We start from the raw sequence: 23501 nt of genomic DNA, 5'->3' as shown, positions 1-23501 counted from the left end.
TCAGGGGCGGCAGAGATCCGCCGGGACGTGTCCGCACCCCGGCTTTTGAAAGAACCGGAGAACAGACATGAACGACATCACCCTGCCCACGGCCGTCGAGAACTTCATCGCGGCCAACAACGCGCACGACGCGACCGCGCTGGCCGCGGTCTTCGGCGACGGTGCCGCCGTGCGGGACGACGGGAGAACCTGGGCCGGCGAGGCCGAGATCCGCGCGTGGATCCAGTCGCACCTGATCGACCCCAAGGTCGTGATCACGCCGATCTCGTTCGCGGGTGACCGGTTGGTGGCCTCAGGGGATGGTGACTTCCCCGGCGGGCCGCTGTCCTTCGCGTTCGTTTTCGGCATCGAGGACGACCACGTCACCGAGCTCGCGATCGACCCCGTCTGACGGAACACCGGCCGGGGCGGCCCTCGGGGCCGCCCCCGCCGGGCTCGGGCAGAGACCGGCGTGGTCGAGCGGTCTGCTGCCGCTGACCTGCGGCTGGACCCGGTGCTGCCGGTGCGTCGCCCGGTTTCTGTCGGACCCGGTGGTGATAATCACGCCATCCGGCTCCCGGCTCCGCGAAGGACGTGCCATGACGACCCTGCTCGCGATCGGCACCGGCAAGGGCCTCTTCCTCGCCACCAGCACCGACGGCCGCCGCACCTGGGAGCTCAACGGCCCCCACCACCCCATGACCGGGGTATACGCGGTGGCGGTCGACACCCGGCGCGACGTGCCCCGGGTGCTCGCCGGGGTGACCAGCTCCCACTTCGGGCCGAGCGTGGCCACCAGCGACGACCTGGGCGCGTCCTGGCAGGAGCCCGAGCAGGCCCCGGTCGCGTTCCCGCCCGACACCGGGGCGAGCCTCGGCCGGGTCTGGCAGCTCACGCCCGCCGGGCCGGCGGAGCCGGACGTGGTCTGGGCCGGCACCGAGCCGTCGGCGCTGTTCCGCTCGACCGACGCGGGGCGCACCTTCGAGCTGGTCCGCGCGCTGTGGGAGCACCCGCACCGGGAGCAGTGGGGCGCGGGCTTCGGCGGCCAGGCGGTGCACACCGTGCTGCCGCACCCGCACGACCCGGCCCGGCTCGCGGTGGCCATGTCGACGGGCGGGGTCTACCACTCCGCCGACGCGGGCGCGAGCTGGACGCCGGGCAACACGGGCATCCGGGCCTACTTCCTGCCCGACGAGTGGCCCGAGTTCGGCCAGTGCGTGCACAAGGTCGCCCGGGACGCCGGCGACCCTGAGCGGCTCTACGCGCAGAACCACCACGGCGTCTACCGTTCCGACGACGGGGGCCACACCTGGGTGTCGATCGCCGCCGGCCTGCCCAGCGACTTCGGCTTCCCGATGGTGGCCCACCCCCGCCGCCCCGGGGTGATCTGGTCGTTCCCGCTCGCGGCCGACTCCCGGCGCTTCCCGGTCGACGAGCGCTGCCGGGTCTACCGTTCGGCCGACGCGGGCGGGACGTGGGAGGCGCTCTCGGCGGGCCTGCCCGCCGGGCGGTTCTACCCGGCGGTGCTGCGCGACGCGATGTGCGCCGACGACGCCGACCCCACCGGCGTCTACTTCGGCACCCGCTCCGGCGAGGTCTACGCCAGCCGCGACGAGGGCGACTCCTGGTCCCTGGTCGCCGCCCACCTGCCCGACGTGCTCTGCGTCCGCGCCGTGGAGGTCTGAGTGGTCACCGTCCTGGTCCCGGGGCCGCTGCGCGGCGAGGTCGGGGGCGCGACGCGGCTCACCGTCACGGCGGCGGGCACGCTGCGCGACGTCCTCGACGAGCTGGCGCAGCGGTGGCCCCGGCTGGCCCGGCGGCTGCGCGACGAGCGCGGCGAGGTGCGCCGGCACGTCAACGTCTACGTCGACGGCGAGGACTGCCGCCACCTGGGCGGGCTGGCCGCGCCGGTTCCGCCGGGCGCGGAGGTGCAGGTGCTGCCGTCGGTGGCCGGGGGCTGACACCCGCGTTCCCGCCCCACCTGGCCACTCCGCCCCACCTGGCCACTCCGCCCCACCTGGCCGGCCCGCCCCACCTGGCCGGCCCGCCCCACCTGGCCGGCCCGCCCCACCTGGCCGGCCCGCCCCACCTGGCCGGCCCGCCCCACCTGGCCCCGCCCACGGCCGCCGGCCCGGCCCGGCGTCCGCCGTCGGCCAGGCCCCACGGGCGCCCCGGTTCCACCACCGGCCCGGCCCGTCGCGCCCGGTCAGCGGGACCGGGACCCCCCCGACCGGCGGAATAGTTGACTCGTCAAATATGTTGTGCGCTGCGTCCGGGGCCGGAACGGTCCGGCAGCCACACGAGGAGTCGTCATGCAGTTCGGGGTCTTCACCGTCGGAGACGTCACCGTCGACCCGACCACCGGGCGGGAGCCGTCGGAGCACGAGCGGATCAAGGCGATGGTGACCATCGCGCGCAAGGTCGAGGAGGTCGGCCTCGACGTCTTCGCCACCGGCGAGCACCACAACCCGCCGTTCGTGCCGTCGTCGCCCACCACCATGCTGGGCTGGATCGCGGCCCGCACCGAGCGGCTGCTGCTCTCCACCGCCACCACCCTGATCACCACCAACGACCCGGTGAAGATCGCCGAGGACTACGCGATGCTCCAGCATCTCGCCGACGGCCGGGTCGACCTGATGCTCGGCCGGGGCAACACCGGCCCGGTCTACCCGTGGTTCGGCAAGGACATCCGGGCCGGCATCCCGCTGACCATCGAGAACTACGACCTGCTGCGCCGGCTCTGGCGCGAGGACGTGGTCGACTGGTCGGGCAAGTACCGCACCCCGTTGCAGTCGTTCACCTCGACGCCGCGCCCCCTGGACGGGGTGCCGCCGTTCGTGTGGCACGGCTCGATCCGCAGCCCCGAGATCGCCGAGCAGGCCGCCTACTACGGCGACGGTTTCTTCGCCAACCACATCTTCTGGCCCAAGGAGCACACCCAGCGGATGGTCGGCCTCTACCGGGAGCGCTTCGCCCACTACGGGCACGGCTCGCCGGACCAGGCGATCGTCGGCCTCGGCGGCCAGGTGTTCATGCGACGCAACTCGCAGGACGCGGTGCGGGAGTTCCGCCCGTACTTCGACAACGCCCCCGTCTACGGCCACGGGCCGGCGCTGGAGGACTTCATGGCGCAGACCCCGCTGACCGTCGGCAGCCCGCAGCAGGTGATCGACCGTACCCTCGGCTTCCGCGACTACGTCGGCGACTACCAGCGGCAGCTCTTCCTGATCGACCACGCCGGCCTGCCCCTGAAGACCGTGCTGGAGCAGCTCGACCTCCTCGGCGAGGAGGTGGTCCCCGTGCTGCGCCGGGAGTTCGCCGCGCTGCGCCCCGCGCACGTGCCCGACGCCCCGACGCACGCGTCGCTGAAGGCCGCCCGGGGCGCCGCCGCGGTGGCCGACGCCGCCGCCGACGGGACTGCCGACCCGGCCGCCGACGACCACGTCGACCCCGTGGGTGCCGGCGCGGAGGCGGGGCGATGAGCCGCCGTACCCTCGCCGTGGTCTCCGCCGGGCTCTCCCAGCCCTCGTCGACCCGGCTGCTCGCCGACCAGCTCGCCGCGGCCACCCGCGACGGGCTGGCCCGGCACGGCGTCGAGGTGGAGCTGCGCCCGATCGACCTGCGCGACCACGCGCACGACGTGGTCAACCACCTGCTCACCGGCTTTCCGCCGCCCGCCCTGCGCGACGCGCTGGACACGCTCGCCGCAGCCGACGGCGTCGTGGCGGTCACGCCGATCTTCAACGCGTCCTACAGCGGCCTGTTCAAGTCGTTCTTCGACCTGATCGACGCCACGACGCTGGCGGACCGGCCCGTGCTGATCGCCGCCACCGGCGGCACCGCCCGGCACTCCCTCGCCCTGGAGCACGCCGTCCGGCCGATGTTCGCGTACCTCAGGGCGGTGGTCGTGCCCACCGCGGTCTTCGCCGCCACGGAGGACTGGGCGGCCGCGGCGGCCGAGGGCGCCCTGCGCTCCCGCATCGTGCGCGCGGCCGGCGAACTCGCCGACCAGGTGGCGCGCCGGCCCCCGGCCGCGCCGCCCGACCCGTTCGCGCTCACCGCCGGCTTCGACGAGCTGCTCGCCGGCCGCGACCCCGCCTGACCGCCGTGGGCGGCGTCGGCGGGCGGCCGGGGCGCGGCGTCGGCGGGCGGCCGTCCAGGTCACGCCTCGTCGGCCGGCTGCGGGCGGGCGACCAGCACCGGACAGTGCGCATGCTGTACGAGCGCCTGACTGACCGAGCCGAGCACGAGGCCGACGAAGCCGCCGCGCCCGCGCGAGCCGACCACCACCAGGGCCGCGTCCCCGCTCAACTCGATCAGGGCGCGCTCGGGCTTGACCGCCCGCACCGGCCGCCGCTCGACGGCCAGGCCCGGGTGGGCGGCCGTCACCTCGGCGGCGGTGGCGTCGAGCAGGTCCGCCGACTCCGCCCGTGCCGCCGTCCCGGACTCCGCCACCTCGTCCGGCACCGGGCCGGCGTCGTCGGCCGTCGCCACGTGCACCAGCACCAGGCCGGCGCCCCGGCGGGTCGCCTCGTCGGCGGCGAGCACCGCGGCGAGCCGCCCCGGCTCCGACCCGTCCACCCCGGCGACCACGGGCCCACCGACCGGGATCGGCTGCTCCTCGGGCCGCACCACGAGCACCGGGCAGTGCCCGTGCCCGGCCACCTGCGCGCCGACCGAGCCGAGCAGCAGGCCGGCGAAGCCGCCCAGGCCCCGGCTGCCGACCACCACCAGCTCCGCCCGCCGGGACTCCGCCACCAGGGTCGCGGCCGGACCCCCGGCCACCTGCCGCGCCTCGACGGCGACGCCGGGCCAGCGCCCGCGCAGCTCCTCCGCCGTCCGGTCCAGCATCCGCCGGGCCTCCTCGGTGGGCGCGGGCAACCCCATGTCGTACGGGTTGAGCGGCACGCCGTAGCCGAGCGGGTGCAGGTAGCCGTGCACCAGCAGCAGCGGCCGGGATCGCCAGGCGGCCTGCTGCGCCGCGTGCTCGGCGGCGACCAGGCTCGACGGGGATCCGTCCACCCCCACCACGACAGGTCGGTTCATCAGCGCTCCCGGTGCTCGATCACAGTCATTGTCGGCGCGGCCCCCGCCCGGCACCGGCATTTGCCCGCACACGCCGCGCCTCGTGTGCGGCCTGGGGGTGCAGCGCCGCGCGTGTAGCGCCGCGCCGCGTGCGCGGGCGTTAGGAAGGGCCCCTTCCTATACAAAATGCTTTAGGAAGGGGCCCTTCCTTGCACCTCAGCGGTGGTGGCGGACGATCGCCAGCGGGGAGGCGACGTGGTGCAGCACGGCGTGGCTGACCGAGCCGAGCAGCAGCCCGCCCCACGCGCCCCGGCCGTGCGCGCCGACGACCGTGAGCTGCGCCGTCCGGGACGCCTCGACCAGCACCCGGGCCGGCGTGCCCCGGACCAGGCGGCGGTGCACCGTCACCTCCGGGTACCGCTGCGACCAGCCGGCGACGGACTCGGCGAGCACCCGCTCCTCCTCCTCGGCGATCGCGTCGAGGTCGTACGCCAGGGGCAGCACCGCGCCGGGGGCGGCCGGGGTGGGGAAGAGCCACGCGTGCACGACCACCAGGTCGGTGTCGCGGCGCGCCGCCTCCTCGAAGGCGAACCCGATCGCCTCGTCGGACAGCGCCGAGCCGTCGACGCCCACCACCACGGGTCCGTCGGCGCGGGCCTCGCCGCGCACCACGAGCACCGGGCAGTCGGCGCGCGCCGACACCCCGATCGCCGCCGAGCCGACCAGCAGCTCGCCGAAGCCGCCCAAACCCCGCGAGCCCAGCACCACCAGGGCCGCGTCGCGGGACTCGCGCAGCAGCACCGGGACGGGGGAGCCGTCGACGAGCTCGCCGGTCACGTCCACCTCGGTGGAGACCTTCCTCGCCTCGGCGACGGCGTCGGCGACGACCTGCTCCGCGTAGTTGCGCAGCCCGGCGTCGGGCGGGCCGCCGGGGGCCGGCCCGAGCGGGGTGCCGAGCAGCGGCCAGATGAAGGCGTGCACCACCCGCAGCGGGCGGTGCCGCGCCTCGGCCTCCCGGGTCGCCACCCGCACCGCGTTCAGCGCGGAGTCGGAACCGTCCACGCCCACCACGACGGGGGCACCGGATCTGATGGTCATCACGTCCTCCTTCTTCCGCTTCCAGCCTGCCCCGACCCGGCCGCGCCGGTCAGGGCCGCCGGACCCGCTCGCCGGGCCGTTGGTCCCGGTCCGGGTGCCCCGGCCCGTCGGGCGTCGCCTCGGGCGGGCCGCCCGAGGCGACGCGGGGCCGCAGCAGGCGCAGCACCAGCCCGGGGAGGACGGCCACGGCCGCGCAGGCGAGCAGGTCCGTCGCGCCGAGCGGGTCGGTGCCGAGCAGCACCCGCAGCGGCTCGACCAGCACGCCGGCCACCTGCAACAGCGCCGAGACGGCCACCGCGACCAGCAGCGCCGGGTTGTCCACCCGCCCGGCCTCGATGCCGGCGTCCCGCCGCGCCGGCCGGGGGGACCGTACCGCCAGCGCCACCCCGAGCTGGGCCAGCCCCAGGACCACGAAGACCACCGACTGCCAGGGCCGGTCCCACCGGGCGGCGAGCACCCCGGCGCCGAGCGCCACGGCCGCGATCAGCGCCCCGGTGACCAGCACGTCGCGTCCCAGGCCCGCGCCCAGCACCGACTCCTGCGGCGAGCGGGGCGCGCGGCGCAGGGTGCCCGGCTCGGCCGGCTCCGCGCCGAGCGCCACCCCCGGCACCCCGTGGGTGAGCAGGTTGATCCAGAGGATCTGCGCCGGCAGCAGCGGCACGGCCAGCCCGCACAGCGGGCCGAGCAGCATCACCGCGATCTCGGCGACCCCGCCGGAGAGGGCGTAGCGCAGGAAGCGGCGGACGTTGTCGTAGCTGCGCCGCCCCTCGCCGATCGCGGCGGCGACCGTGGACAGGTCGTCGTCGACCAGCACCAGGTCGGCGGCCTGGCGGGCCACCTCCGTGCCGCCGCCCATCGCCACCCCGATGTCCGCGCGGCGCAGCGCGGGCGCGTCGTTGACGCCGTCGCCGGTCATCGCCACCACGTGCCCCTGCGCCTGCAACCCGGCGATGATGTCGAGCTTCTGCTCCGGCTGGGTCCGCGCGTACACCCGGGCCGCCGGGTGCGCGCCGGTCACGTCGCCGTCGTCGCCCCGCACCACCGGGTCGCCGTCGCGCCACAGCCCGAGCTGCCCGCCGATCGCGGCGGCCGTCGCCGGGTGGTCGCCGGTGACCAGCAGCAGCCGTACGCCGGCGGCGTCGAACCGTTGCGCGATCTCGGCGGCCCCGGCGCGCAGCGGGTCGCCGACCGCGACCAGCCCCACCGGGCGCAGCCCGGTCGGTGTCGCCGGGTCGGGGACCGTGTCCACCAGCGCCGCCGCGACCGCGAGCACCCGCAGCCCGGCCCCCGCCAGCTCGTGCGCCCGCGCGGTCAGCGCCGCGATCTCCCCGTCGTCCGCGTCGAGCAGCGGCGCGGTGAGCACGTTCTCCGGCGCGCCCTTGCACACCACCAGCCAGCGGCCGTCGCAGGACCGGTGCACCGTCGTCATCCGCCGGGTCGCCTGGTCGAACGGGTGCTCGGCGACCCGGGGCCACGCGGCCCGGGTCAGCGCCGGGTCCAGCCCGCACCGGCCGGCGAAGGCCACCAGCGCCGCCTCCAGCGGGTCGCCGACCGCCGCCCACCCCGGCCGCTCGCCGGTGGGCGGGGCCAGCGCGGCGTCGTTGCAGAGCAGCCCGGCCCGCGCCAGGCGGCGCAGCCCGTCGGGTACGCCCACCGCCCCGCCCTCGCGGCGCACCGTCCCGCGCGGCTCGTAGCCGGAGCCGGTCACCTCGTAGCCGGCGCCGTCGGCGGTCACCGCCCGCTGCACCGCCATCCGGCCCTCGGTGAGGGTGCCCGTCTTGTCGGACGCGATGACGGTCACCGAGCCCAGCGTCTCCACCGCGTGCAGCCGCCGGGGGATCGCGCGCGCCGTGGCCATCCGCCGCGCCCCCAGCGCCAGGGCCAGGGTCACCACGGCCGGCAGCGACTCCGGCACCGCCGCGACGACCAGGCTCACCGCCGTGATCGCCATGTCCACCACGGGCCGGCCGCCGAGCACGCCGATGCCGAAGACCAGCGCGGACAGCCCCACCGCGACCAGGCCCAGCAGCCGGCCCAGGCCGGCGAGCCGGCGCTGCATCGGGGTGGCGCCGGGGCGGGTGGCCGACACCAGCGCGCTGATCCGGCCCAGGGCGCTCGCCGGGCCGGTGCGGACCACCGTGCCGGCGCCCCGGCCCACGGTCACCACCGTGCCGGCGGCGACCTCCTCGCCGACGTCCCGGCTCACCGGCACCGACTCGCCGGTCAGCGCCGACTCGTCCAGGTGCAGCCGGCTGGCGCGCTCCAGCCGCAGGTCGGCCGGGACGACGTCGCCGGCCTCGACGCGTACCAGATCGCCACGGACCACGACGGAGGCCGGCACGATCAGGTCCTCGCCGTCGCGGACGACCCGGGCGGTCGGCGCGGCGAGCTGGTCCAGCGCGGCGATCGCGCGGTCCGCGCGGACCTCCTGCACCACCCCGATCGCGGTGTTCACCAGCACCACCAGGGCGATGACGGCGGTGTCCGGCCAGTCGCCGAGCACGCCGGTGACCACGGCCGCGGCCAGCAGGAGCGCCACCAGCGGGTCGGCGAGCTGACGCAGCACGCGGGTCGCCAGGTGCCGACGCCGCGGCCGGGCGACGCTGTTGGGGCCCTCGGCGGCCAGCCGCGCGGCGGCCTCGGCGGCCCCCAGGCCCGTCGGCGCGGCGGGGACATCCGGCGTGGCCGTGCGGGGCCGGGTGTCAGCGAGCATCGCTCCGCTCCCGTCCGACGGGTACTGCCACCACTGACCTCCCTGTCCGCGCGGCGCGTCACCGGGCACGCCGTCCCCCTCCACCGTCGCGCCGCCGCCCGGCACGGCGGCAGAGGCGTTTCTCCCAGGTGGCCCGGGACCAACGGCCCTGACGCCGCGGGCCGCACAGGAGTCGGATGGGAGGCAGGACGATCGACAAGGAGGTCGAAGATGTCCACCGTCACGAAGTTCAGGGGCGGCGGCACGCTCGCGCCGTTCGACTGGACCAGCCTGTCCTGGCTGCCGATGCTGGCCCCGACCATCAGGGTCGAGGACTACCTCGACGGCGACCGGTACGTGGTGCGCGCCGAGCTGCCGGGCGTCGACCCGGCCAAGGACGTGCGGATCACCCTGACCGGGGAGAACCTGCGGCTGGACGTGGTGCGCCGGGAGAGCCACGCCGACAAGGTCCGCACCGAGTTCCACTACGGCTCCTTCTCCCGGCTGGTCCCGCTGCCGGCGGGGCTGAAGCAGGAGACCCTGCGGGCCGCGTACGCCGACGGGATCCTGGAGATCACCGCCACGGTCGGCGAGCCGGAGCCGGCCGCCCGGGAGATCCCGATCACCGTCGAGCACGGCGCTCACTGAGGTGACCACGGGGCCCGGCCGCGCGCCGGGCCCCTCCCACGACGAGGAGACCCGCCGATGACCCCGCTGGACATGCTCCGCGAACACCCGTTCCTGACCGGCGTGCCCGAGGAGTGGCTGCCCCGGCTCACCGGGTACGCCCGCCCCGTCGTCTGGCACCCCGGGCACCGGCTGTTCCGGGCCGGTCAGCCCGCCGAGCGGTTCTGGCTGGTCCGGGGCGGTGAGGTGGCCCTGGACTTCCCGGTACCCGGGCGCGGCGACGTGGGCATCGACACGATCGGCCCGGGCGGGGTGCTCGGCTGGTCCTGGCTGTTCCCGCCGTACCGGTGGCAGTTCGGCGCGGTCGCCGTGCGCCGCACCCCGGCCGTGGAGTTCACCGCCGCCGGGGTGCGCCGGATGATGGAGTTCGACGACGCGTTCGGCCGGCAGCTCACCACCCGGTTCATGAGCGTGGTGGTGGACCGGCTCCAGTCGGCCCGCATCCGCCTGCTCGACCTCTACGGCTACCCGATGGCCCTGCCCCCGACGGCCTGACCCGGACCGCGGGCGGGGTCCTGGCCCGCCTCGCCCCCGGGCGCGCCGTCCAGTGGGGGCCGTCGCGCAGCATCGACGGCCCTGTCCCACGGCCTCGCCCCGGCTGCGGACCGTGGCCACGGCCGACCATCCCCGCGACCGGACGTCACCCGTCTTCGGTGGCGCCCCGGACGGCGTCGCCGTCGACGCGGCGGTGCACGATCAGCTCGTCGACCTCCAGCCGACCGATGCGCAGCTCCCGGATCACCGCCCGGCGGACCACCAGCCGCCCGATCGCGACCACACCCAGGGCCGTCGCCCCCACGGCCATCGCCCCGATGGCGAGCGCACCCATCGACCGCGCCCCGGTCGCGTGGGCCCCGGTCGCGTGGGCCCCTGTCGCGGCCGCGCCCGTCGCCCGCGTCAGCTCGCCCGGCACCTGCCGGGACGTCCGTGATCGCTTCATAGCCGCGATCCTGCCATGGCCCGCCGTGCACCGGGGCGACGACGTCGCGGCACACCGCCGACCCCGGGGCCGGGCGGACGGGCGACGGTCAGGCGGCGCTCAGTTGACGGTCAGGCCCCGGGCGGCGAACTGGCCGCGTACCCGCTCCAGCAGCTCCGGCGTGGGCGGCTCGGTGCCGGCGAGGGGGAACGTCAGGCCCAGCTCGGCGTACTTGTGCGCGCCGAGGCGGTGGAACGGCAGCACCTCCACCCGTTGCAGGCTGGGCAGCTCGGCGGCGAAGTCGGCGACCCCGGCCACGTTGTCGGGCGCGTCGGTGAGGCCGGGCACCAGCACGAACCGGATCCAGATCGGGGTGCCCCGGGCCGCGAGCCGGCGGCCGAAGCGCAGGGTCGGCCCGATCTCCCCGGTGCGGGTCACCCGCCGGTACGTCGCCGGGTCGCGCGACTTGACGTCCAGCAGCACCAGGTCGGTGGCGTCGAGCAGGGCGTCGTCGGCGCGCGCGCCGAGGAAGCCGGAGGTGTCCAGGGCCGTGTGCAGGCCCAGTGCGTGACAGCGGCGCAGCACCTCGCCGGTGAACCGGGGCTGCATCAGCGGCTCGCCGCCGCTGATCGTCACCCCGCCGCCGGCCACCGAGATGAACCGCCGGTACCGCTCGACCTGGGCCATCAGCTCGTCGACCGTGCGGTGCCGGCCGCTGCGCCGGTACCAGGTGTCCGGGCTGTGGCAGAACCGGCAGCGCAGCGGGCAGCCGGCCAGGAACGCCACGAACCGGGTGCCGGGGCCGTCCACCCCGATCGACAGGTCCCACGAGTGCACCGCCCCGGTCAGCTCCCGCCCGGCTGCGGCGGGCCCCCGCCCGACCCGCGCCGGCAGCGGCGCGGCCCCGGCCGGCGGGGCGTCTGCCCCGCCGGCCCGGCCGGTCGCCAGCGGCCCGGTCACAGCGAACCGTGGAAGGTGCGGGACACCACGTCGCGCTGCTGCTCCGGGGTGAGCCGGACGAAGTTCACCGCGTACCCGGAGACCCGGACGGTGAGCTGCGGGTAGCGCTCCGGGTGGGCCATCGCGTCGAGCAGGGTGGCCCGGTCCAGCACGTTGACGTTGAGGTGGAACCCGCCCGCGTCGGCGTACCCGTCGAGCACCCCGGCCAGGTTGGCGATCCGCTCGTCGCGGGTGTGCCCCAGCCCGTCGGGGGTGACCGTGCCGGTCAGCGAGATCCCGTCGCGTGCCGCGGCGTACGGCAGCTTCGCCACCGACAGCGCCGCCGCGACGAGGCCGTGGGTGTCCCGCCCGTTCATCGGGTTCGCGCCCGGGGCGAACGGCTCGCCGGCCCGCCGCCCGTCGGGGGTGTTGCCGGTGTGCTTGCCGTACACCACGTTCGAGGTGATGGTGAGCACCGACATGGTCAGCTCCGCGTCGCGGTAGGTGCGCTGCCGGCGCAGCTTCTCCGCGAACGTCTCGACCAGCCACACCGCGATCTCGTCGGCCCGGTCGTCGTCGTTGCCGTAGGTGGGCGGCTCGCCCTCCACGGCGTAGTCGACGGCCAGGCCGGTGGCGTCGCGCAGCACCTTCACCTTTCCGTACCGGATGGCGGCGAGGCTGTCCACCGCCACCGACAGCCCGGCGACGCCGGTGGCCATGAACCGGTGCACCGGGTGGTCGTGCAGCGCCATCTCCAGCCGCTCGTAGGCGTACCGGTCGTGCATGTGGTGGATGACGTTGAGCGCGTCCACGTACGTCTCGGCCAGCCAGTCCAGCGTCCGGTCGTACGCGGCGAGCACCTCGTCGTAGTCGAGCGTCTCGCCGCCGACCGGCGGGGCGGGCGGGGCGACCTGGTCGCCGGTCAGCTCGTCCCGGCCGCCGTTGATGGCGTACAGCAGCGCCTTGGCCAGGTTCGCCCGCGCCCCGAAGAACTGCATGTCCTTGCCGACCCGCATCGCCGACACGCAGCAGGCGATCGCCGTGTCGTCGTCGTACGCGGGCCGGATCAGCTCGTCGTTCTCGTACTGGATGGCGCTGGTGTCCAGCGACACCTGGGCGCAGAACCGCTTGAACCCCTCGGGGAGCCGGGGCGACCACAGCACGGTCAGGTTCGGCTCCGGTGCCGGCCCGAGGTTGTAGAGGGTCTGCAGGTAGCGGAAGCTGGTGCGGGTCACCAGCGGCCGGCCGTCGGCGCCGATCCCGCCGAGGGATTCGGTGACCCACGTCGGGTCGCCGGAGAAGAGCTGGTCGTACTCGGGGGTGCGCAGGAACCGCACGATCCGCAGCTTGATCACGAAGTCGTCGACCAGCTCCTGCGCGCCGGCCTCGTCCAGCCGCCCCTCGGCGAGGTCCCGCCGCAGGTAGGCGTCCACGAAGTTCGCGGTCCGCCCGAGCGACATCGCCGCGCCGTTCTGCTCCTTCGTGGCGGCCAGGTACGCGAAGTACAGCCACTGGATCGCCTCACGGCCGGTCGTGGCGGGGCCGGAGATGTCGTAGCCGTAGGCGGCGGCCATCTCGGTCAGCTCGCCGAGGGCGCGGACCTGCTCGGCCAGCTCCTCCCGCTCGCGGATCACGTCGTCGGTCGACGGCCGGTCGTCCAGGGCCGCCTTCAACGCCCGGCGCTCGGCGACGAGCCGGTCCACCCCGTACAGGGCCACCCGCCGGTAGTCGCCGATGATCCGGCCCCGCCCGTACGCGTCGGGCAGCCCGGTGATGACGTGCGAGCGCCGCGCCGCGAGGACGTCCGCCGGGTACGCGTCGAACACCGCGTCGTTGTGCGTCCTGCGGTAGCGGGTGTAGACGCGGTGCACCGCCGGGTCCGGCTCGTAGCCGTACGCCCGCAGCGCGGTCTCGACCATCCGCAGCCCGCCGGCCGGCATGATCGCCCGGCGCAGCGGCGCGTCGGTCTGCAACCCGACGATCAGCTCCCGGTCGGCGTCGATGTACCCGGGGGCGTGGGCGGTGATCGTGGACGGGGTGGCCGCGTCGACGTCGTACACGCCGCGGCGGCGCTCCTCGCCGAACATGTCGGTGAGCCGTCCCCAGACCGCCAGGGTCCGCTCGGTCGGGCCGGCGAGGAACCCGGCGTCGCCGGTGTACGGCTCGTGGTTGCGGCGCACGAAGTCCGCCACGTCGATCGTGGTGCGCCACGCCCCGTCGGCGAAGCCCCGCCACGGGTCGCGGACGATGCGCTCGGTGCCGGTCATGATCTGTCCTTCCGGTCGGAGGCGGCGGGTGGTCACGGCTGGAGCACGAGGCGGGCGGCGACCCGGCCGGCCAGCACGTCCTCGATCGCCTCGTTGATCTCGTCGAGCTTGCGCACCTCGTACGCGACGTGGGTGCGTCCGGCGGCGTGCAGCCGGAACACCTCGGCCAGGTCGGCGCGGGTGCCCACGATCGAGCCGATGACGGTGATGCCCTTGAGCACGGTCTCGAAGACCGGCAGGGTGATCTCGTTGTCCTTCGGCAGCGACACCAGCACCAGCCGGCCGCCGCGGCGCAGGCAGCGGTGCGCCTGCTCGACGACGCGCGGGTCGGCGGCCAGCACGATCGCCACGTCCGCCCCGCCGAGCGCGGTGACCGCCTCGACCGGGTCGACGTCGGCGGCGTTCACGGTGTGCGTCGCGCCGAGCGAGGCGGCGAGCGCCAGCTTCTCGGCGGTGACGTCGACGGCGACCGTCTCGCCGCCGAACAGCTGCGCGTACTGCTGCGCGAGGTGGCCCAGGCCGCCGATGCCGAAGACCGCCACCCGGTCGCCGGGCCGCACCCCGGCGACCTTCACCGCCTTGTACGTGGTGACGCCCGCGCAGGTCAGCGGGGCCGCCTCGGCCGGGTCCACCCCGGCGGGGACGGCCACGGCGTAGCGGGCCGACGCGACCGCGTACTCGGCGTGCGCGCCGTCGACGGTGTATCCGGTGTTGCGCTGCGCCTCGCACAGCGTCTCCCACCCGGTCACGCAGTACCCGCAGGTCCCGCACGCCCAGCCGAGCCAGGGCAGGGCCACCCGGTCGCCGACGGCGTGCTCGGTCACCCCCGCGCCGATCCGCTCGACGATGCCGACGCCCTCGTGCCCGGGGACGAACGGCGGGTTCGGCTTGACCGGCCAGTCGCCGCGCGCGGCGTGGATGTCGGTGTGGCACAGGCCGCTGGCCTCGATCCGGACGAGGATCTCGTCCGGGCCCGGCTCCGGCACGGGCAGGTCGAACATCTCCAGTGGACGGTCGAACGCGGTGACGACACTCGCACGCATCGGGGGCCTCCCAGCTCCGTTGTCGCTTCCACCCTCAATCTGCTCCGTCCACCCCGCCGGAGGCAGGGTCCCCGGACCGCACCACCCGGGACCTTCGCCCCGGTTCGAGTCAGGGGGCGATCACCAGGCGGTGGGCGCGCAGGACGTGGGCCCACCAGGGGCGGGGGCCGGTCGGGCGCAGGGCCGGGGCGCGGACGCCGCGCAGGCTCACCCATCCACCCGGTCCCATCCGCACCGTGCCGATGGCCGGCGGGCGACGCCGGCTGGCGACCACCGCCACCGCGGCGGTGACCAGCCCGACGGCCAGCGCGCCGGTCGCCGCGGCGAGCACCCGGTCCGGGTCGGCCAGCGTGCGGTAGCGCACCCGGCCACCGGCGAGCACGAACGCCCCGACCGGCCGGCCGTCGCGGGCCACCGGCACCACCGCGGCCGGCGCGGCGCCGGGCAGGACGAGCACGGGGCCGACCTGCCCGCCGGACCGGTGCCCGGCCTCCGGGCACGCCTGCGCCGAGGGCGGCAGCGCGGCCGTAGCCTGCGCCGGCTGTGCGTGCGTCTGCGGCCCCTGCGCCGGCTGTGCCTGCGGTGCCGGTGCCTGCGCCGCCGGTTGCTGCGGCGAGGGCGCGGGCGGGCGCGCGGGCGGGGACAGCGGGGCGGGTCCGGTGGCGTTCAGGATCGCGGTCATGGCGCGACCTCCATTCGGTTGTCGGGTCAGCGGCTGTCGGACGGCGCGCCGGTCGGGCGCACCGCGGCCCGTCCGGCGGCCAGGCGGGCGATCGGGATCCGGTACGGCGAGCAGGAGACGTAGTCGAGGCCGACCTCGGCGAAGAACTCCACGGAGTCCGGGTCGCCGCCGTGCTCGCCGCAGACGCCGACGGTCAGCTCCGGCCGGGCGGCCCGGCCCTCCGCCACCGCCAGCCGGACCAGCCGACCCACCCCGGCGGTGTCGATGCTCTCGAACGGGGAGACCGGGAAGATCCCGCGTTCCAGGTACGCCCCGAAGAACGCCCCCTCCACGTCGTCGCGGGAGAAGCCCCAGCCCATCTGGGTCAGGTCGTTGGTGCCGAAGGAGAAGAACCGCGCCTCGGCGGCGATCTCCCCGGCGGTCAGCGCCGCCCGGGGCACCTCGATCATCGTGCCGATCGGGATCTCCGGCGCGCCCTCGACCCCGGCGAGCACCCGCTCGGCCTCGACCCGCACCGCGGTCAGCTCCCGCACGTCGCCGACCAGCGGCACCATGATCTCCGGCCGGGGGTCGCCGCCGTCGCGCCGCCGCTGTGCCGCCGCCTCCGCGACCGCCCGCACCTGCATCGCGAACAGACCCGGCACGACCAGCCCGAGCCGCACCCCGCGCAGCCCCAGCATCGGGTTCGCCTCGTGCATCCGGCGCACCGCGACCAGCAGCGCCCCGTCGCGCCCGGGGTCCTCGCCCAGCGCCTCGGCGCGGGCCACCCGGGCGGTCAGCTCGTGCAGCGGGGGCAGGAACTCGTGCAGCGGCGGGTCGATCAGCCGGATCGTCACCGGCAGCCCGTCCATCGCGGCGAGGATGTCGACGAGGTCGGCCCGCTGCAACGGCAGCAGCGCCGCCAGGGCCGCGTCCCGCTCCGCCGGGCCGTCGGCCAGGATCAGCCGTTCCACCAGCTCGCGGCGCTCGCCGAGGAACATGTGCTCGGTGCGGCACAGCCCGATCCCGCCCGCGCCGAAGGCGCGGGCCCGCCGGGCGTCGGCGGGGGTGTCCGCGTTGGCTCGTACCCCGAGGCGGCGCACCGCGTCGGCGTGGCCGAGCAGCCGGTGCACGGCGGCGACCAGCGGATCGGCCTCGGGCGACAGCTCGCCGGCCAGGTAGCGGGCGACGGGGGAGGGCCGCACCGGCACCGACCCGGCGTACACCCGGCCGGTGCTGCCGTCGATGGAGATCACGTCGCCGGCCCGGACCACCCGGTCGCCGACGGTGAACTCGCCGCGTTCCGGGTCGATCCGCACCGCCTCGGCCCCGCAGACGCAGGTGCGGCCCATGCCCCGGGCCACCACCGCGGCGTGCGACGTCTTGCCGCCCCGCGAGGTCAGCACCCCCTGCGCGGCGATCATGCCGGGCAGGTCGTCGGGGTTGGTCTCGCGCCGCACCAGGATCACCGGGTCGGTGGCGGCCGCCGCGGCGGCGGAGTCGAACACCACCCGTCCCACGGCGGCGCCGGGCGACGCGCCCACCCCGGTGGCCAGCGGCGCGGGCGCGGCGTCGAGGTCGAAGCCGGGGAACATGAGCTGCCCGAGCTGCCCACCGCTCACCCGGTGCAGGGCCTCGTCCGCGGTGATCAGACCCTCGTCGACGAGCTGCGCGGCGATCACGAACGCGGCGGCCGGGGTGCGCTTGCCGACCCGGGTCTGCAACATCCACAGTTTCCCGCGCTCGATGGTGAACTCGACGTCGCACAGGTCCCGGTAGTGCCGCTCCAGCGTCCGCATGATCTCCGTGAGCCGGCGGAAGCTCACCGGGTCGATCCGCTCCAGCTCCGGCAGGCCGACGGTGTTGCGGATGCCCGCCACCACGTCCTCGCCCTGCGCGTCGGGCAGGTAGTCGCCGTACACGCCGGGGGCGCCGGTGGCCGGGTCGCGGGTGAACGCCACCCCGGTGCCCGAGTCCGGGCCCAGGTTGCCGAAGACCATCGCCATCACGTTGACCGCCGTGCCCAGGTCGTCCGGGATGTGCTCGCGGCGGCGGTACAGCACCGCCCGGTCGGCGTTCCACGACTCGAAGACCGACCGGATGGCCAGGTAGAGCTGCTCGTGCGGGGACTGCGGGAAGTCGTGGCCGACGTGGTGGGCGTACACCTTCTTGTACGTCTCCACCAGGTCGCGCAGCGCGGCCGCGCCCGGCCCGCCCGGCCCGGCCGCCGCCCGCACCGCCGCCAGCTCCCGCTCGAACTCCTCGGCCGGCACCCCGTGCACCGTGCGGCCGAACATCTGGATCAACCGCCGGTACGAGTCCCAGGCGAACCGCTCGTCGCCGCTGTGCGCGGCCAGCCCGCCCACCGTCGCGTCGTTGAGCCCGATGTCGAGGATCGTCTCCATCATCCCCGGCATCGAGAACCGGCCGCCGGAGCGCACGGCCAGCAGCAGCGGGTCGTGCCGGTCGCCGAGCCACCGGCCCAGCCGCGCCTCCACCTCCCGCAGGTGGGCGTTCACCTCGTCGAACAGGCCGGCCGGTGGCGAACCCTGCGCCAGGTACGCCCGGCAGGCGGCCGTGCTGATGGTGAAGCCCGGCGGCACGGGCAGCCCGAGCCGCGTCATCTCCGCCAGGTTCGCCCCCTTGCCGCCCAGCAGGTCCGCCCGGCTCCGGTCACCCTCGAAGAAGTCGTAGACGTACTTGAGCATGGCGTCGGCCTCCACTCCGCTACCGTGCGGGAACGTCGTCCCCCTCCTTCGTAGCGGGCCGCCGCGGGCCGTCGACAGGGCCGGATGGGACCACCACCGGGCCGGAGGTCCCAACCTGTCGGAGCCCGCCGGTACCCTGCCTGGGTGACCGCCGAGGATCTCCGCCCGCCCGCCGCGACCGGCGAGGCCGTGCGCCTGCGCCCGGTGCGCGACGACGACCTGCCCCACTTCTTCGCCTTCGAGCAGGACGCGCAGGCCAACTGGGTGGCGGCGTTCGGCCCCGTCGACCCGGCCGACCGGGCGGCGTTCGAGGCGCACTGGCGGCGCATCCGCGCCGACCCGGCGATCGTCACCCGCACCGTCACCGTCGACGACGCGGTCGTCGGCCACGTGGCCGCCTTCCCCGTCGACGACCAGACCGAGGTCAGCTACTGGATCGACCGGGCCCGCTGGGGCCGCGGCCACGCCACCGGGGCCCTCGCCGCCCTGCTGGCCGAGCTGCCGCGCCGCCCGGTGCGCGCCCGCGCCGCCAAGGACAACGCCGCCTCCCTCGCCGTGCTGCGCAAGTGCGGCTTCGTCGTGGTCGGCGAGGACTCGGGCTACGCCAACGGCCGCCGCGCCGTCGTCGAGGAGTGGGTCCTCGAGTTGGCCGCCTGAGCGCCGGCACCCGCCGGCGCCGCCCCACAGCCGGCCTGAGCTGGGCGGGCACTAGTCTCGCGGGGTGAACTGGCTGGACTTGATCGGCTGGACCGGCTCCGCGCTGCTGGTCTGGTCCCTGCTACAGGCGCGCATCCTCCGCCTGCGCGCCCTCAACCTCGTCGGCTGCGTCGTGCTGATCGGCTACAACGCCGCCCTCGCCGTGTGGCCGATGGTCGGGCTGAACGTCGTGCTCGCCGTCATCAACGTGTGGTACCTGCGCAGGATGCTCGCCACCCGGCACGACGAGCAGACGTACCAGGTGGTCGAGGTGGGCGTCGACGACCAGTTCCTGGCACACACCCTGCGCGTGCACGCCACCGACATCGCCCGGTTCAACCCCGGCTTCCACTGGGGCGGGCACACCGCCCGCCGCTCCGCGTTCCTGGTCGTCCGCGCCGACGAGGTGGTCGGGGTGGTCCTCTCGCACGCCGAGGGCGACGACACCGCCCAGGTCGACCTGGACTACGTCACCCCACCGTTTCGCGACTTCACCCCCGGCGAGTTCGTCTACCGGCGCAGCAGCCTCTTCACCGACCGGGGATTCCGCCGGGTGGTCAGCCCGCCGGGCATGGTCGCCCCCTACTACCACCGGCTCGGCTTCCGCGCCGAGGACGACGCGTACGTGCTCGACCTGCCCACCGCCGACCGGGCCTGACCGGCCCCGACGGGGCGGGCGACCGGCCGACACGCCGGCACCGACCCGGCCGTCGGCGGGCGGAGGATTCGCCGGGGCCCCGACGGGGCACAGAGGGGCCTACGCCGTCCCGGGCCCGCCGGGCGGCGCCGCCGGCCGGCGCGGCCGGGGCCGTCGGAGCGAGGGAGAGAACCGGGCGTGCAGAGCTACTGGAGCCAACTGGCCCTGGTCGGAGTCCTGGTCGTCCTCAACGCGATCTTCGCCGGCAGCGAGATGGCGCTGGTCTCGCTGCGCGACAGCCAGGTCCAACGGTTGGAACGCAGCGGCCGGGCCGGCCGGGTGCTGGCCCGCCTCGCCCGGGACCCGAACCGTTTCCTCGCCACCATCCAGATCGGCATCACCCTCGCCGGTTTCCTCGCCTCGGCCGCCGCGGCCGTCTCCCTGGCCAAACCCCTCGTGCCGCTGCTCGGCGTGTTCGGCTCCGCCGCCGAGACGGTCGCCATCGTCGTGGTCACCCTGGCGCTGACGTTCGTCACCCTCGTCTTCGGCGAGTTGGCCCCGAAGCGGATCGCCATGCAGGCCGCCGAGCGCTGGGCGCTGCTGGTGGCCCGCCCGCTGGACCTGCTCGCCAGCTTCACCCGCCCCGCCGTCTGGGCGCTCGGCGCGACCAGCGACCTGGTGGTCCGCCTCGTCGGGCTCGACCCCAGACACGAGCCGGACGAGATCGGCCCCGACGAGCTGCGCGACATCGTCGCCGGCAACCACGGCTTCACCAAGGAACAGCGGACCATCATCGCCGGGGCGGTCGAGATCGCCGACCGGCGGCTGCGCGCGGTGCTCGTACCCCGGTTGCAGGTCTTCACGCTCGACAGCGGCACCACCGCGGAGGCCGCGCGGCTGGTCCTGGCCGCGACCGGGCACTCCCGCGCGCCGGTGGTGCGCCACGGCGGCCTCGACGACGCGGTCGGCGTGATCCACCTGCGCGACCTGGTAGGGGTGCCCGACGACCGGCCCGTCGACGAGTGCGCCCGCCCGCCCATGCTGCTGCCCGACTCGCTGCCCGTGGTCGACGCGCTGCGCCAGTTCAAGGCGGAACGGCAGCACATCGCCCTCGTCGTCGACGAGCGCGGCGCCGTCGACGGCATCGTCACGCTGGAGGACATCCTCGAGGAGATCGTCGGCGAGATCTACGACGAGACCGACCGGGACGTGCGCGCCGTGCGCACCGAGGACGACGGCGCGATGCTGCTGCCCGGCACCTTCCCCGTGCACGACCTCGTCGACGTCGGCGTGGAGCTGCCCGGCCGCCCCGCCGGCGACTACACGACCGTCGCCGGCCTGGTCCTGACCCTGCTGGGACACATCCCCACCGTGCCGGGGGAGGACGTCACCATCGACGGCTGGGCACTGGAGGTCGCCGACATCGACCAGCGGGCCATCACGTCGGTGCGGCTGCGCCGCGTCGCCGCCCCGACCGAGCCCGACGCCGACGCGGAGCCCGACGCCGAGCCCGCCCTCGACCCGGCCCGGAGCTGACCCTCAGCCCGGCCCGGCCGATCCCTCCGGCTGCTCCGGCGGCGCCGCGCCGAACGGGAAGCCGGGCACCGGCGGCACCAACCGGACCGCGTCGGCCGGCACCTGGCGGCTGCTGCCGCGCAGCGCCCGCGCGACCAGGCGGACCAGCCAGGGCCCCGACGGGTGCCGCTCCGCGCCGATCAGCCGCCCGCTGACCCGGGCGTACCAGCGCCCGGCGACGACCAGGTCGGTCAGCCGCAGCCGCCCGTCGGGGACCACCCCGCGCACCACCACGTCCACCACCCGGCCCAGCCGCCGGCCGTGCAGGTCGTACGCGGTGCGGCCGAGCAGCTCACCCGCTCGCACGGTCGGCCCCCGGGATCCGGTCGATCAGGTGCCGGCGCAGCCACCGCTCCACCGGCGCGGACGGCAGGTCGTCGAGGCAGGCGCGCAGCCGCACCGCGCTGTCCACCCGCCCCACCAGCCGGTACGGGATGCGCAGCGGCGTCACCGCCCGGTCCTCGGTGAACCGGACGGCCACCGCGACGAGGAGCCGGCCGATCCGGCCCCCGATCCGCTGCCCGAGCGCCGCCTGCCCGGTGAGCAGGGCGGCCACGTACGGCACCCCGTCCGCGTCGACGGCGAACTCCACGTCGTCGACCTTCCCGACCAGCCGGCCGTCGCGGTCGACGATCTGCCGGTCGAGCAGCCGCCGGCCGAGCTGCATCCTCACCGGCCCATCCCCGTCGCCACCGCCAGCGGGACCGCCGCCACCGACGCGACCACGATGACCAGCAGGAACACCATCCCCAGCAGGTTCGCCAGCGGCCCGTTGACCCGGTCGCCCAGGTACGTCCGGTCGTTGGCCACGATCAGGATCGGCAGGTACGTCAGCGGCAGCACCACCGCGCTGAGCACCAGCATGTACTCCGTCAGCGTCACCGGGTCGACAGTCGTCAGCAGCACCAGCACCCCGAGCAGGACGCTGACCAGCAGCACGCTGTGGAACCGGGCCGCCTCGCGGGGACTCACCCGCTTGCCCCACTGCCAGCCGAAGTACTGCGCGGCGGCGTACGCGGCGGACAGCCCCGTCTCCAGCGCGGCCCCGAACGTCACGGCGAAGAACGCCAGCGCCGCCACCACCAGCCCCGCCGCCCCGAACGCGAGGACCGCCGGATGCGCCACCTGGGCGAGCGAGCCCGGCGACGTCCCGCCCGGGTGGTACACCACCGCCGCCGTGGCCATCAGCGACAGGGCGAGGAAACCGCCGACCGGGAACCCGATCAGCACGCTGGACCGGGCGTCGGCCAGGTCGGCGGCGCTCCACCGCTCCTCCACCGCGCCGGAGGAGAAGAAGAACACCTCGTACGGGCTGACCGTGGAGGCGAACAGCGCCACCGCCACGAACCAGTACGCCCCCCAACCCTGCCCCGCCGCCCCGCCGTGCACCGCCGACCGACCGAGCTCCGCCCAGTCGGTCGGCAGCCGGAACAGCGCCACCGCGAACCCCACCAGGGCCAGCCCGGCCAGGCCGAACACCCGCTCCATCAGCTGGAAGCGCATCCGCCACAGCACCAGCCAGACCGCCGCCGCGGCCACCGGCACCCAGAGCAGGTAGCTCAGCCCGGAGGCCAGTTGCAGGGCCAGCCCCACGCCACCCAGCTCGGCGGCGAGGGTCAGCACGGTCACCAGGTAGGACGCCACCAGGTTCAGCAGCGCCACCCGGGGCCCCAGCCGCTCCCGGACCAGGTCGAACACCGCCCGGCCGCTCACGGCCGCGACCCGGCCGGCCATCTCGGCGTACGCGCAGATGCCCACCACCCCGAGCAGCAGCACCCAGGCGTGCGCCATGCCGAAACGCGCCCCCGCCTGGCTCGCCGCCACCAGGTCCCCGATGTCCACGAACCCGCCGACGGCGGAGAGCACGCCGAGCGTCGCGGCGAGGAGCTTCCTCACCTCGGGCGCGGGTCGACAGGTGCCATCGCCGCGACGATATCGGGACGTAACGCGCCTCAGGCCCCGAACCGCACCTCAGGCCCGAATCGGGCAGCGGCAGCGCGGGAGGCCGGGGTCAGCCGCCCACGAGGTTCTGCAGGCGCACCTGACCCCGGGAGACCAGCCGCCCCGCGTCGTCGGAGATCTCCACCTGCCAGAGCTGCTGGCTGCGGCCCCGGTGCACCGGAGTGCCCACGGCCGTCAGCTCGCCCTCGCGGACCGCCCGCAGGAAGTCCGTCTGGTTCGACACCCCGACCACCCGGCCCTGCCCGCCCAGCCACAGCGCGCCGCCGACGCTCGCGGCGGTCTCCACCACCGCGCAGTAGACCCCGCCGTGCTGAATGCCGTACGGCTGGTGCAGGTCCGGACGGACCAGCCAGCGGATGACGACCCGGTCGGCGCTCGCCTCGTCGAACTTCAGGCCGAGCAGGGCGACGAAGCCCCCGGTCAGCTCAGGTATCTCCACGACGGCTCCTCCTCGCCTCGGGAGGGCCAGCCTAGCCAACCGTGATCAGCGGCAAACCCGGTACCAGCCGGTTCCGGCGATGGGGGAGAATCGGTGACCGTGACCGACAGCAGCCTCCCGCCGACCGGGCGGGACTCTCTGACCGAAGACCTGCGGTGGCGGGGCCTCATCCAG

24 protein-coding genes (1 of these 24 cut by a window edge) are annotated in these 23501 nt (G+C 75.7%); 11 read left to right on the top strand and 13 right to left on the bottom strand.

Annotated features, from left to right (window positions below):
• The first annotated feature begins 67 nt into the window (after nt 1–67).
• The 5 genes from O7633_RS07380 to O7633_RS07360 all read left to right on the top strand — a co-directional run bounded on the left by O7633_RS07380 (nt 68) and on the right by O7633_RS07360 (nt 4081).
• Nucleotides 68–391 carry a nuclear transport factor 2 family protein gene (locus tag O7633_RS07380; RefSeq protein WP_282326972.1) on the top strand — a complete coding sequence of 108 codons (324 nt, stop codon included), beginning with the start codon at nt 68–70 and terminating at the stop codon, nt 389–391.
• A gap of 187 nt (nt 392–578) precedes the next feature.
• Nucleotides 579–1664 carry an exo-alpha-sialidase gene (locus O7633_RS07375; RefSeq protein WP_282326971.1) on the top strand — a complete coding sequence of 362 codons (1086 nt, stop codon included), beginning with the start codon at nt 579–581 and terminating at the stop codon, nt 1662–1664.
• Nucleotides 1665–1940 carry a ubiquitin-like small modifier protein 1 gene (locus O7633_RS07370; RefSeq protein WP_178065525.1) on the top strand — a complete coding sequence of 92 codons (276 nt, stop codon included), beginning with the start codon at nt 1665–1667 and terminating at the stop codon, nt 1938–1940.
• A gap of 351 nt (nt 1941–2291) precedes the next feature.
• Nucleotides 2292–3461 (top strand): LLM class flavin-dependent oxidoreductase, encoded by a 1170-nt coding sequence (locus O7633_RS07365; RefSeq protein WP_282326970.1) that lies wholly within the window; start codon nt 2292–2294, stop codon nt 3459–3461.
• Entirely contained in the window at nt 3458–4081 is a 624-nt protein-coding gene (locus tag O7633_RS07360; protein WP_282326969.1) for a CE1759 family FMN reductase, read from the top strand. Before O7633_RS07365 ends, O7633_RS07360 begins: the two co-directional genes overlap by 4 nt.
• Nucleotides 4082–4140: 59 nt before the next feature.
• Here the strand turns inward: O7633_RS07360 and O7633_RS07355 are convergent, their stop codons facing one another.
• From O7633_RS07355 to O7633_RS07345, 3 genes are all read right to left on the bottom strand, one after another.
• Nucleotides 4141–5025, bottom strand: a complete 885-nt coding sequence (locus O7633_RS07355; protein ID WP_282326968.1) for a universal stress protein — start codon at nt 5023–5025, stop codon at nt 4141–4143.
• Nucleotides 5026–5220: 195 nt separating this feature from the next.
• Nucleotides 5221–6102 (bottom strand): universal stress protein, encoded by an 882-nt coding sequence (locus tag O7633_RS07350; protein ID WP_282326967.1) that lies wholly within the window; start codon nt 6100–6102, stop codon nt 5221–5223.
• Nucleotides 6103–6151: 49 nt separating this feature from the next.
• Nucleotides 6152–8815, bottom strand: a complete 2664-nt coding sequence (locus tag O7633_RS07345) for a cation-transporting P-type ATPase (protein WP_282326966.1) — start codon at nt 8813–8815, stop codon at nt 6152–6154.
• A 210-nt stretch (nt 8816–9025) separates the two neighbouring features.
• Between O7633_RS07345 and O7633_RS07340 the strand changes: the two genes are divergently transcribed.
• Together O7633_RS07340 and O7633_RS07335 are read left to right on the top strand one after the other, a co-directional pair.
• The gene (locus O7633_RS07340; protein ID WP_282326965.1) at nt 9026–9442 is read left to right on the top strand and encodes an Hsp20/alpha crystallin family protein; all 417 of its coding nucleotides are present in this window, start codon (nt 9026–9028) and stop codon (nt 9440–9442) included.
• Nucleotides 9443–9499: 57 nt separating this feature from the next.
• Nucleotides 9500–9976, top strand: coding sequence for a cyclic nucleotide-binding domain-containing protein (locus tag O7633_RS07335; protein WP_282326963.1), 477 nt, complete (start codon nt 9500–9502; stop codon nt 9974–9976).
• A 145-nt stretch (nt 9977–10121) separates the two neighbouring features.
• On the opposite strand, the gene O7633_RS07330 is transcribed toward O7633_RS07335, so the two are convergent.
• From O7633_RS07330 to ppdK, 6 genes are all read right to left on the bottom strand, one after another.
• Nucleotides 10122–10421, bottom strand: a complete 300-nt coding sequence (locus tag O7633_RS07330; protein WP_282326962.1) for a hypothetical protein — start codon at nt 10419–10421, stop codon at nt 10122–10124.
• A 99-nt stretch (nt 10422–10520) separates the two neighbouring features.
• Nucleotides 10521–11294: a pyruvate formate-lyase-activating protein gene (gene pflA, locus O7633_RS07325; protein ID WP_282328485.1), complete on the bottom strand. Its 774-nt coding sequence runs from the start codon at nt 11292–11294 to the stop codon at nt 10521–10523.
• A gap of 62 nt (nt 11295–11356) precedes the next feature.
• A complete protein-coding gene (gene pflB / locus O7633_RS07320; protein WP_282326961.1) occupies nt 11357–13606 on the bottom strand; it encodes a formate C-acetyltransferase in 2250 nt (749 codons plus the stop codon).
• Between the two features lie 32 nt (nt 13607–13638).
• Nucleotides 13639–14649 (bottom strand): zinc-dependent alcohol dehydrogenase, encoded by a 1011-nt coding sequence (locus O7633_RS07315; protein ID WP_278127577.1) that lies wholly within the window; start codon nt 14647–14649, stop codon nt 13639–13641.
• A 109-nt stretch (nt 14650–14758) separates the two neighbouring features.
• The gene (locus tag O7633_RS07310) at nt 14759–15331 is read right to left on the bottom strand and encodes a hypothetical protein (RefSeq protein ID WP_282326960.1); all 573 of its coding nucleotides are present in this window, start codon (nt 15329–15331) and stop codon (nt 14759–14761) included.
• 26 nt (nt 15332–15357) lie between these two features.
• Entirely contained in the window at nt 15358–18018 is a 2661-nt protein-coding gene (gene ppdK / locus O7633_RS07305) for a pyruvate, phosphate dikinase (protein WP_282328484.1), read from the bottom strand.
• A gap of 144 nt (nt 18019–18162) precedes the next feature.
• Here ppdK and O7633_RS07300 point away from each other — a divergent pair, with 144 nt between their 5' ends.
• The 3 genes from O7633_RS07300 (at nt 18163) to O7633_RS07290 (ending at nt 20887) form a co-directional block, all read left to right on the top strand.
• On the top strand, nt 18163–18675 hold the full coding sequence (locus O7633_RS07300) for a GNAT family N-acetyltransferase (RefSeq protein ID WP_074478562.1): 513 nt from the start codon (nt 18163–18165) through the stop codon (nt 18673–18675).
• A gap of 64 nt (nt 18676–18739) precedes the next feature.
• Nucleotides 18740–19372, top strand: coding sequence for a hypothetical protein (locus O7633_RS07295; protein ID WP_282326959.1), 633 nt, complete (start codon nt 18740–18742; stop codon nt 19370–19372).
• A gap of 177 nt (nt 19373–19549) precedes the next feature.
• On the top strand, nt 19550–20887 hold the full coding sequence (locus O7633_RS07290; RefSeq protein ID WP_282326958.1) for a hemolysin family protein: 1338 nt from the start codon (nt 19550–19552) through the stop codon (nt 20885–20887).
• 3 nt (nt 20888–20890) lie between these two features.
• Here O7633_RS07290 and O7633_RS07285 read toward each other — a convergent pair whose 3' ends face one another.
• From O7633_RS07285 to O7633_RS07270, 4 genes are all read right to left on the bottom strand, one after another.
• Nucleotides 20891–21232: a PRC-barrel domain containing protein gene (locus O7633_RS07285; RefSeq protein ID WP_282326956.1), complete on the bottom strand. Its 342-nt coding sequence runs from the start codon at nt 21230–21232 to the stop codon at nt 20891–20893.
• On the bottom strand, nt 21219–21593 hold the full coding sequence (locus O7633_RS07280) for a hypothetical protein (protein ID WP_282328483.1): 375 nt from the start codon (nt 21591–21593) through the stop codon (nt 21219–21221). The genes O7633_RS07285 and O7633_RS07280 overlap by 14 nt, the downstream gene beginning before the upstream one ends.
• A gap of 2 nt (nt 21594–21595) precedes the next feature.
• A complete protein-coding gene (locus O7633_RS07275; protein WP_282326954.1) occupies nt 21596–22822 on the bottom strand; it encodes a divalent metal cation transporter in 1227 nt (408 codons plus the stop codon).
• 115 nt (nt 22823–22937) lie between these two features.
• Nucleotides 22938–23327, bottom strand: a complete 390-nt coding sequence (locus O7633_RS07270) for a PaaI family thioesterase (protein ID WP_278127571.1) — start codon at nt 23325–23327, stop codon at nt 22938–22940.
• Nucleotides 23328–23426: 99 nt separating this feature from the next.
• Here O7633_RS07270 and tyrS point away from each other — a divergent pair, with 99 nt between their 5' ends.
• Nucleotides 23427–23501, top strand: partial view of a tyrosine--tRNA ligase gene (gene tyrS / locus O7633_RS07265; protein ID WP_282328482.1) — the beginning only. The gene runs 1212 nt beyond the window's last position; 75 of the gene's 1287 nt are visible here — the first part of the coding sequence; the start codon lies at nt 23427–23429; its stop codon lies beyond the right edge, outside the window.

The sequence above is a fragment of the Micromonospora sp. WMMD712 genome (assembly GCF_029581295.1).
GTDB lineage: Bacteria > Actinomycetota > Actinomycetes > Mycobacteriales > Micromonosporaceae > Micromonospora > Micromonospora carbonacea.
Note: the sequence above shows the minus strand (reverse complement) of the source record. Positions and strands in the feature narration are given on the sequence as shown.

Coding starts and splice junctions, on each gene's coding strand:
- O7633_RS07380 (WP_282326972.1), top strand. CDS start 68: ATGAACGACATCACCCTGCCCACGGCCGTCGAGAACTTCATCGCGGCC.
- O7633_RS07375 (WP_282326971.1), top strand. CDS start 579: ATGACGACCCTGCTCGCGATCGGCACCGGCAAGGGCCTCTTCCTCGCC.
- O7633_RS07365 (WP_282326970.1), top strand. CDS start 2,292: ATGCAGTTCGGGGTCTTCACCGTCGGAGACGTCACCGTCGACCCGACC.
- O7633_RS07360 (WP_282326969.1), top strand. CDS start 3,458: ATGAGCCGCCGTACCCTCGCCGTGGTCTCCGCCGGGCTCTCCCAGCCC.
- O7633_RS07355 (WP_282326968.1), bottom strand. CDS start 5,025: ATGAACCGACCTGTCGTGGTGGGGGTGGACGGATCCCCGTCGAGCCTG.
- O7633_RS07350 (WP_282326967.1), bottom strand. CDS start 6,102: ATGACCATCAGATCCGGTGCCCCCGTCGTGGTGGGCGTGGACGGTTCC.
- O7633_RS07345 (WP_282326966.1), bottom strand. CDS start 8,815: ATGCTCGCTGACACCCGGCCCCGCACGGCCACGCCGGATGTCCCCGCC.
- O7633_RS07340 (WP_282326965.1), top strand. CDS start 9,026: ATGTCCACCGTCACGAAGTTCAGGGGCGGCGGCACGCTCGCGCCGTTC.
- O7633_RS07335 (WP_282326963.1), top strand. CDS start 9,500: ATGACCCCGCTGGACATGCTCCGCGAACACCCGTTCCTGACCGGCGTG.
- O7633_RS07330 (WP_282326962.1), bottom strand. CDS start 10,421: ATGAAGCGATCACGGACGTCCCGGCAGGTGCCGGGCGAGCTGACGCGG.
- pflB (WP_282326961.1), bottom strand. CDS start 13,606: ATGACCGGCACCGAGCGCATCGTCCGCGACCCGTGGCGGGGCTTCGCC.
- O7633_RS07315 (WP_278127577.1), bottom strand. CDS start 14,649: ATGCGTGCGAGTGTCGTCACCGCGTTCGACCGTCCACTGGAGATGTTC.
- O7633_RS07310 (WP_282326960.1), bottom strand. CDS start 15,331: ATGACCGCGATCCTGAACGCCACCGGACCCGCCCCGCTGTCCCCGCCC.
- ppdK (WP_282328484.1), bottom strand. CDS start 18,018: ATGCTCAAGTACGTCTACGACTTCTTCGAGGGTGACCGGAGCCGGGCG.
- O7633_RS07280 (WP_282328483.1), bottom strand. CDS start 21,593: ATGCAGCTCGGCCGGCGGCTGCTCGACCGGCAGATCGTCGACCGCGAC.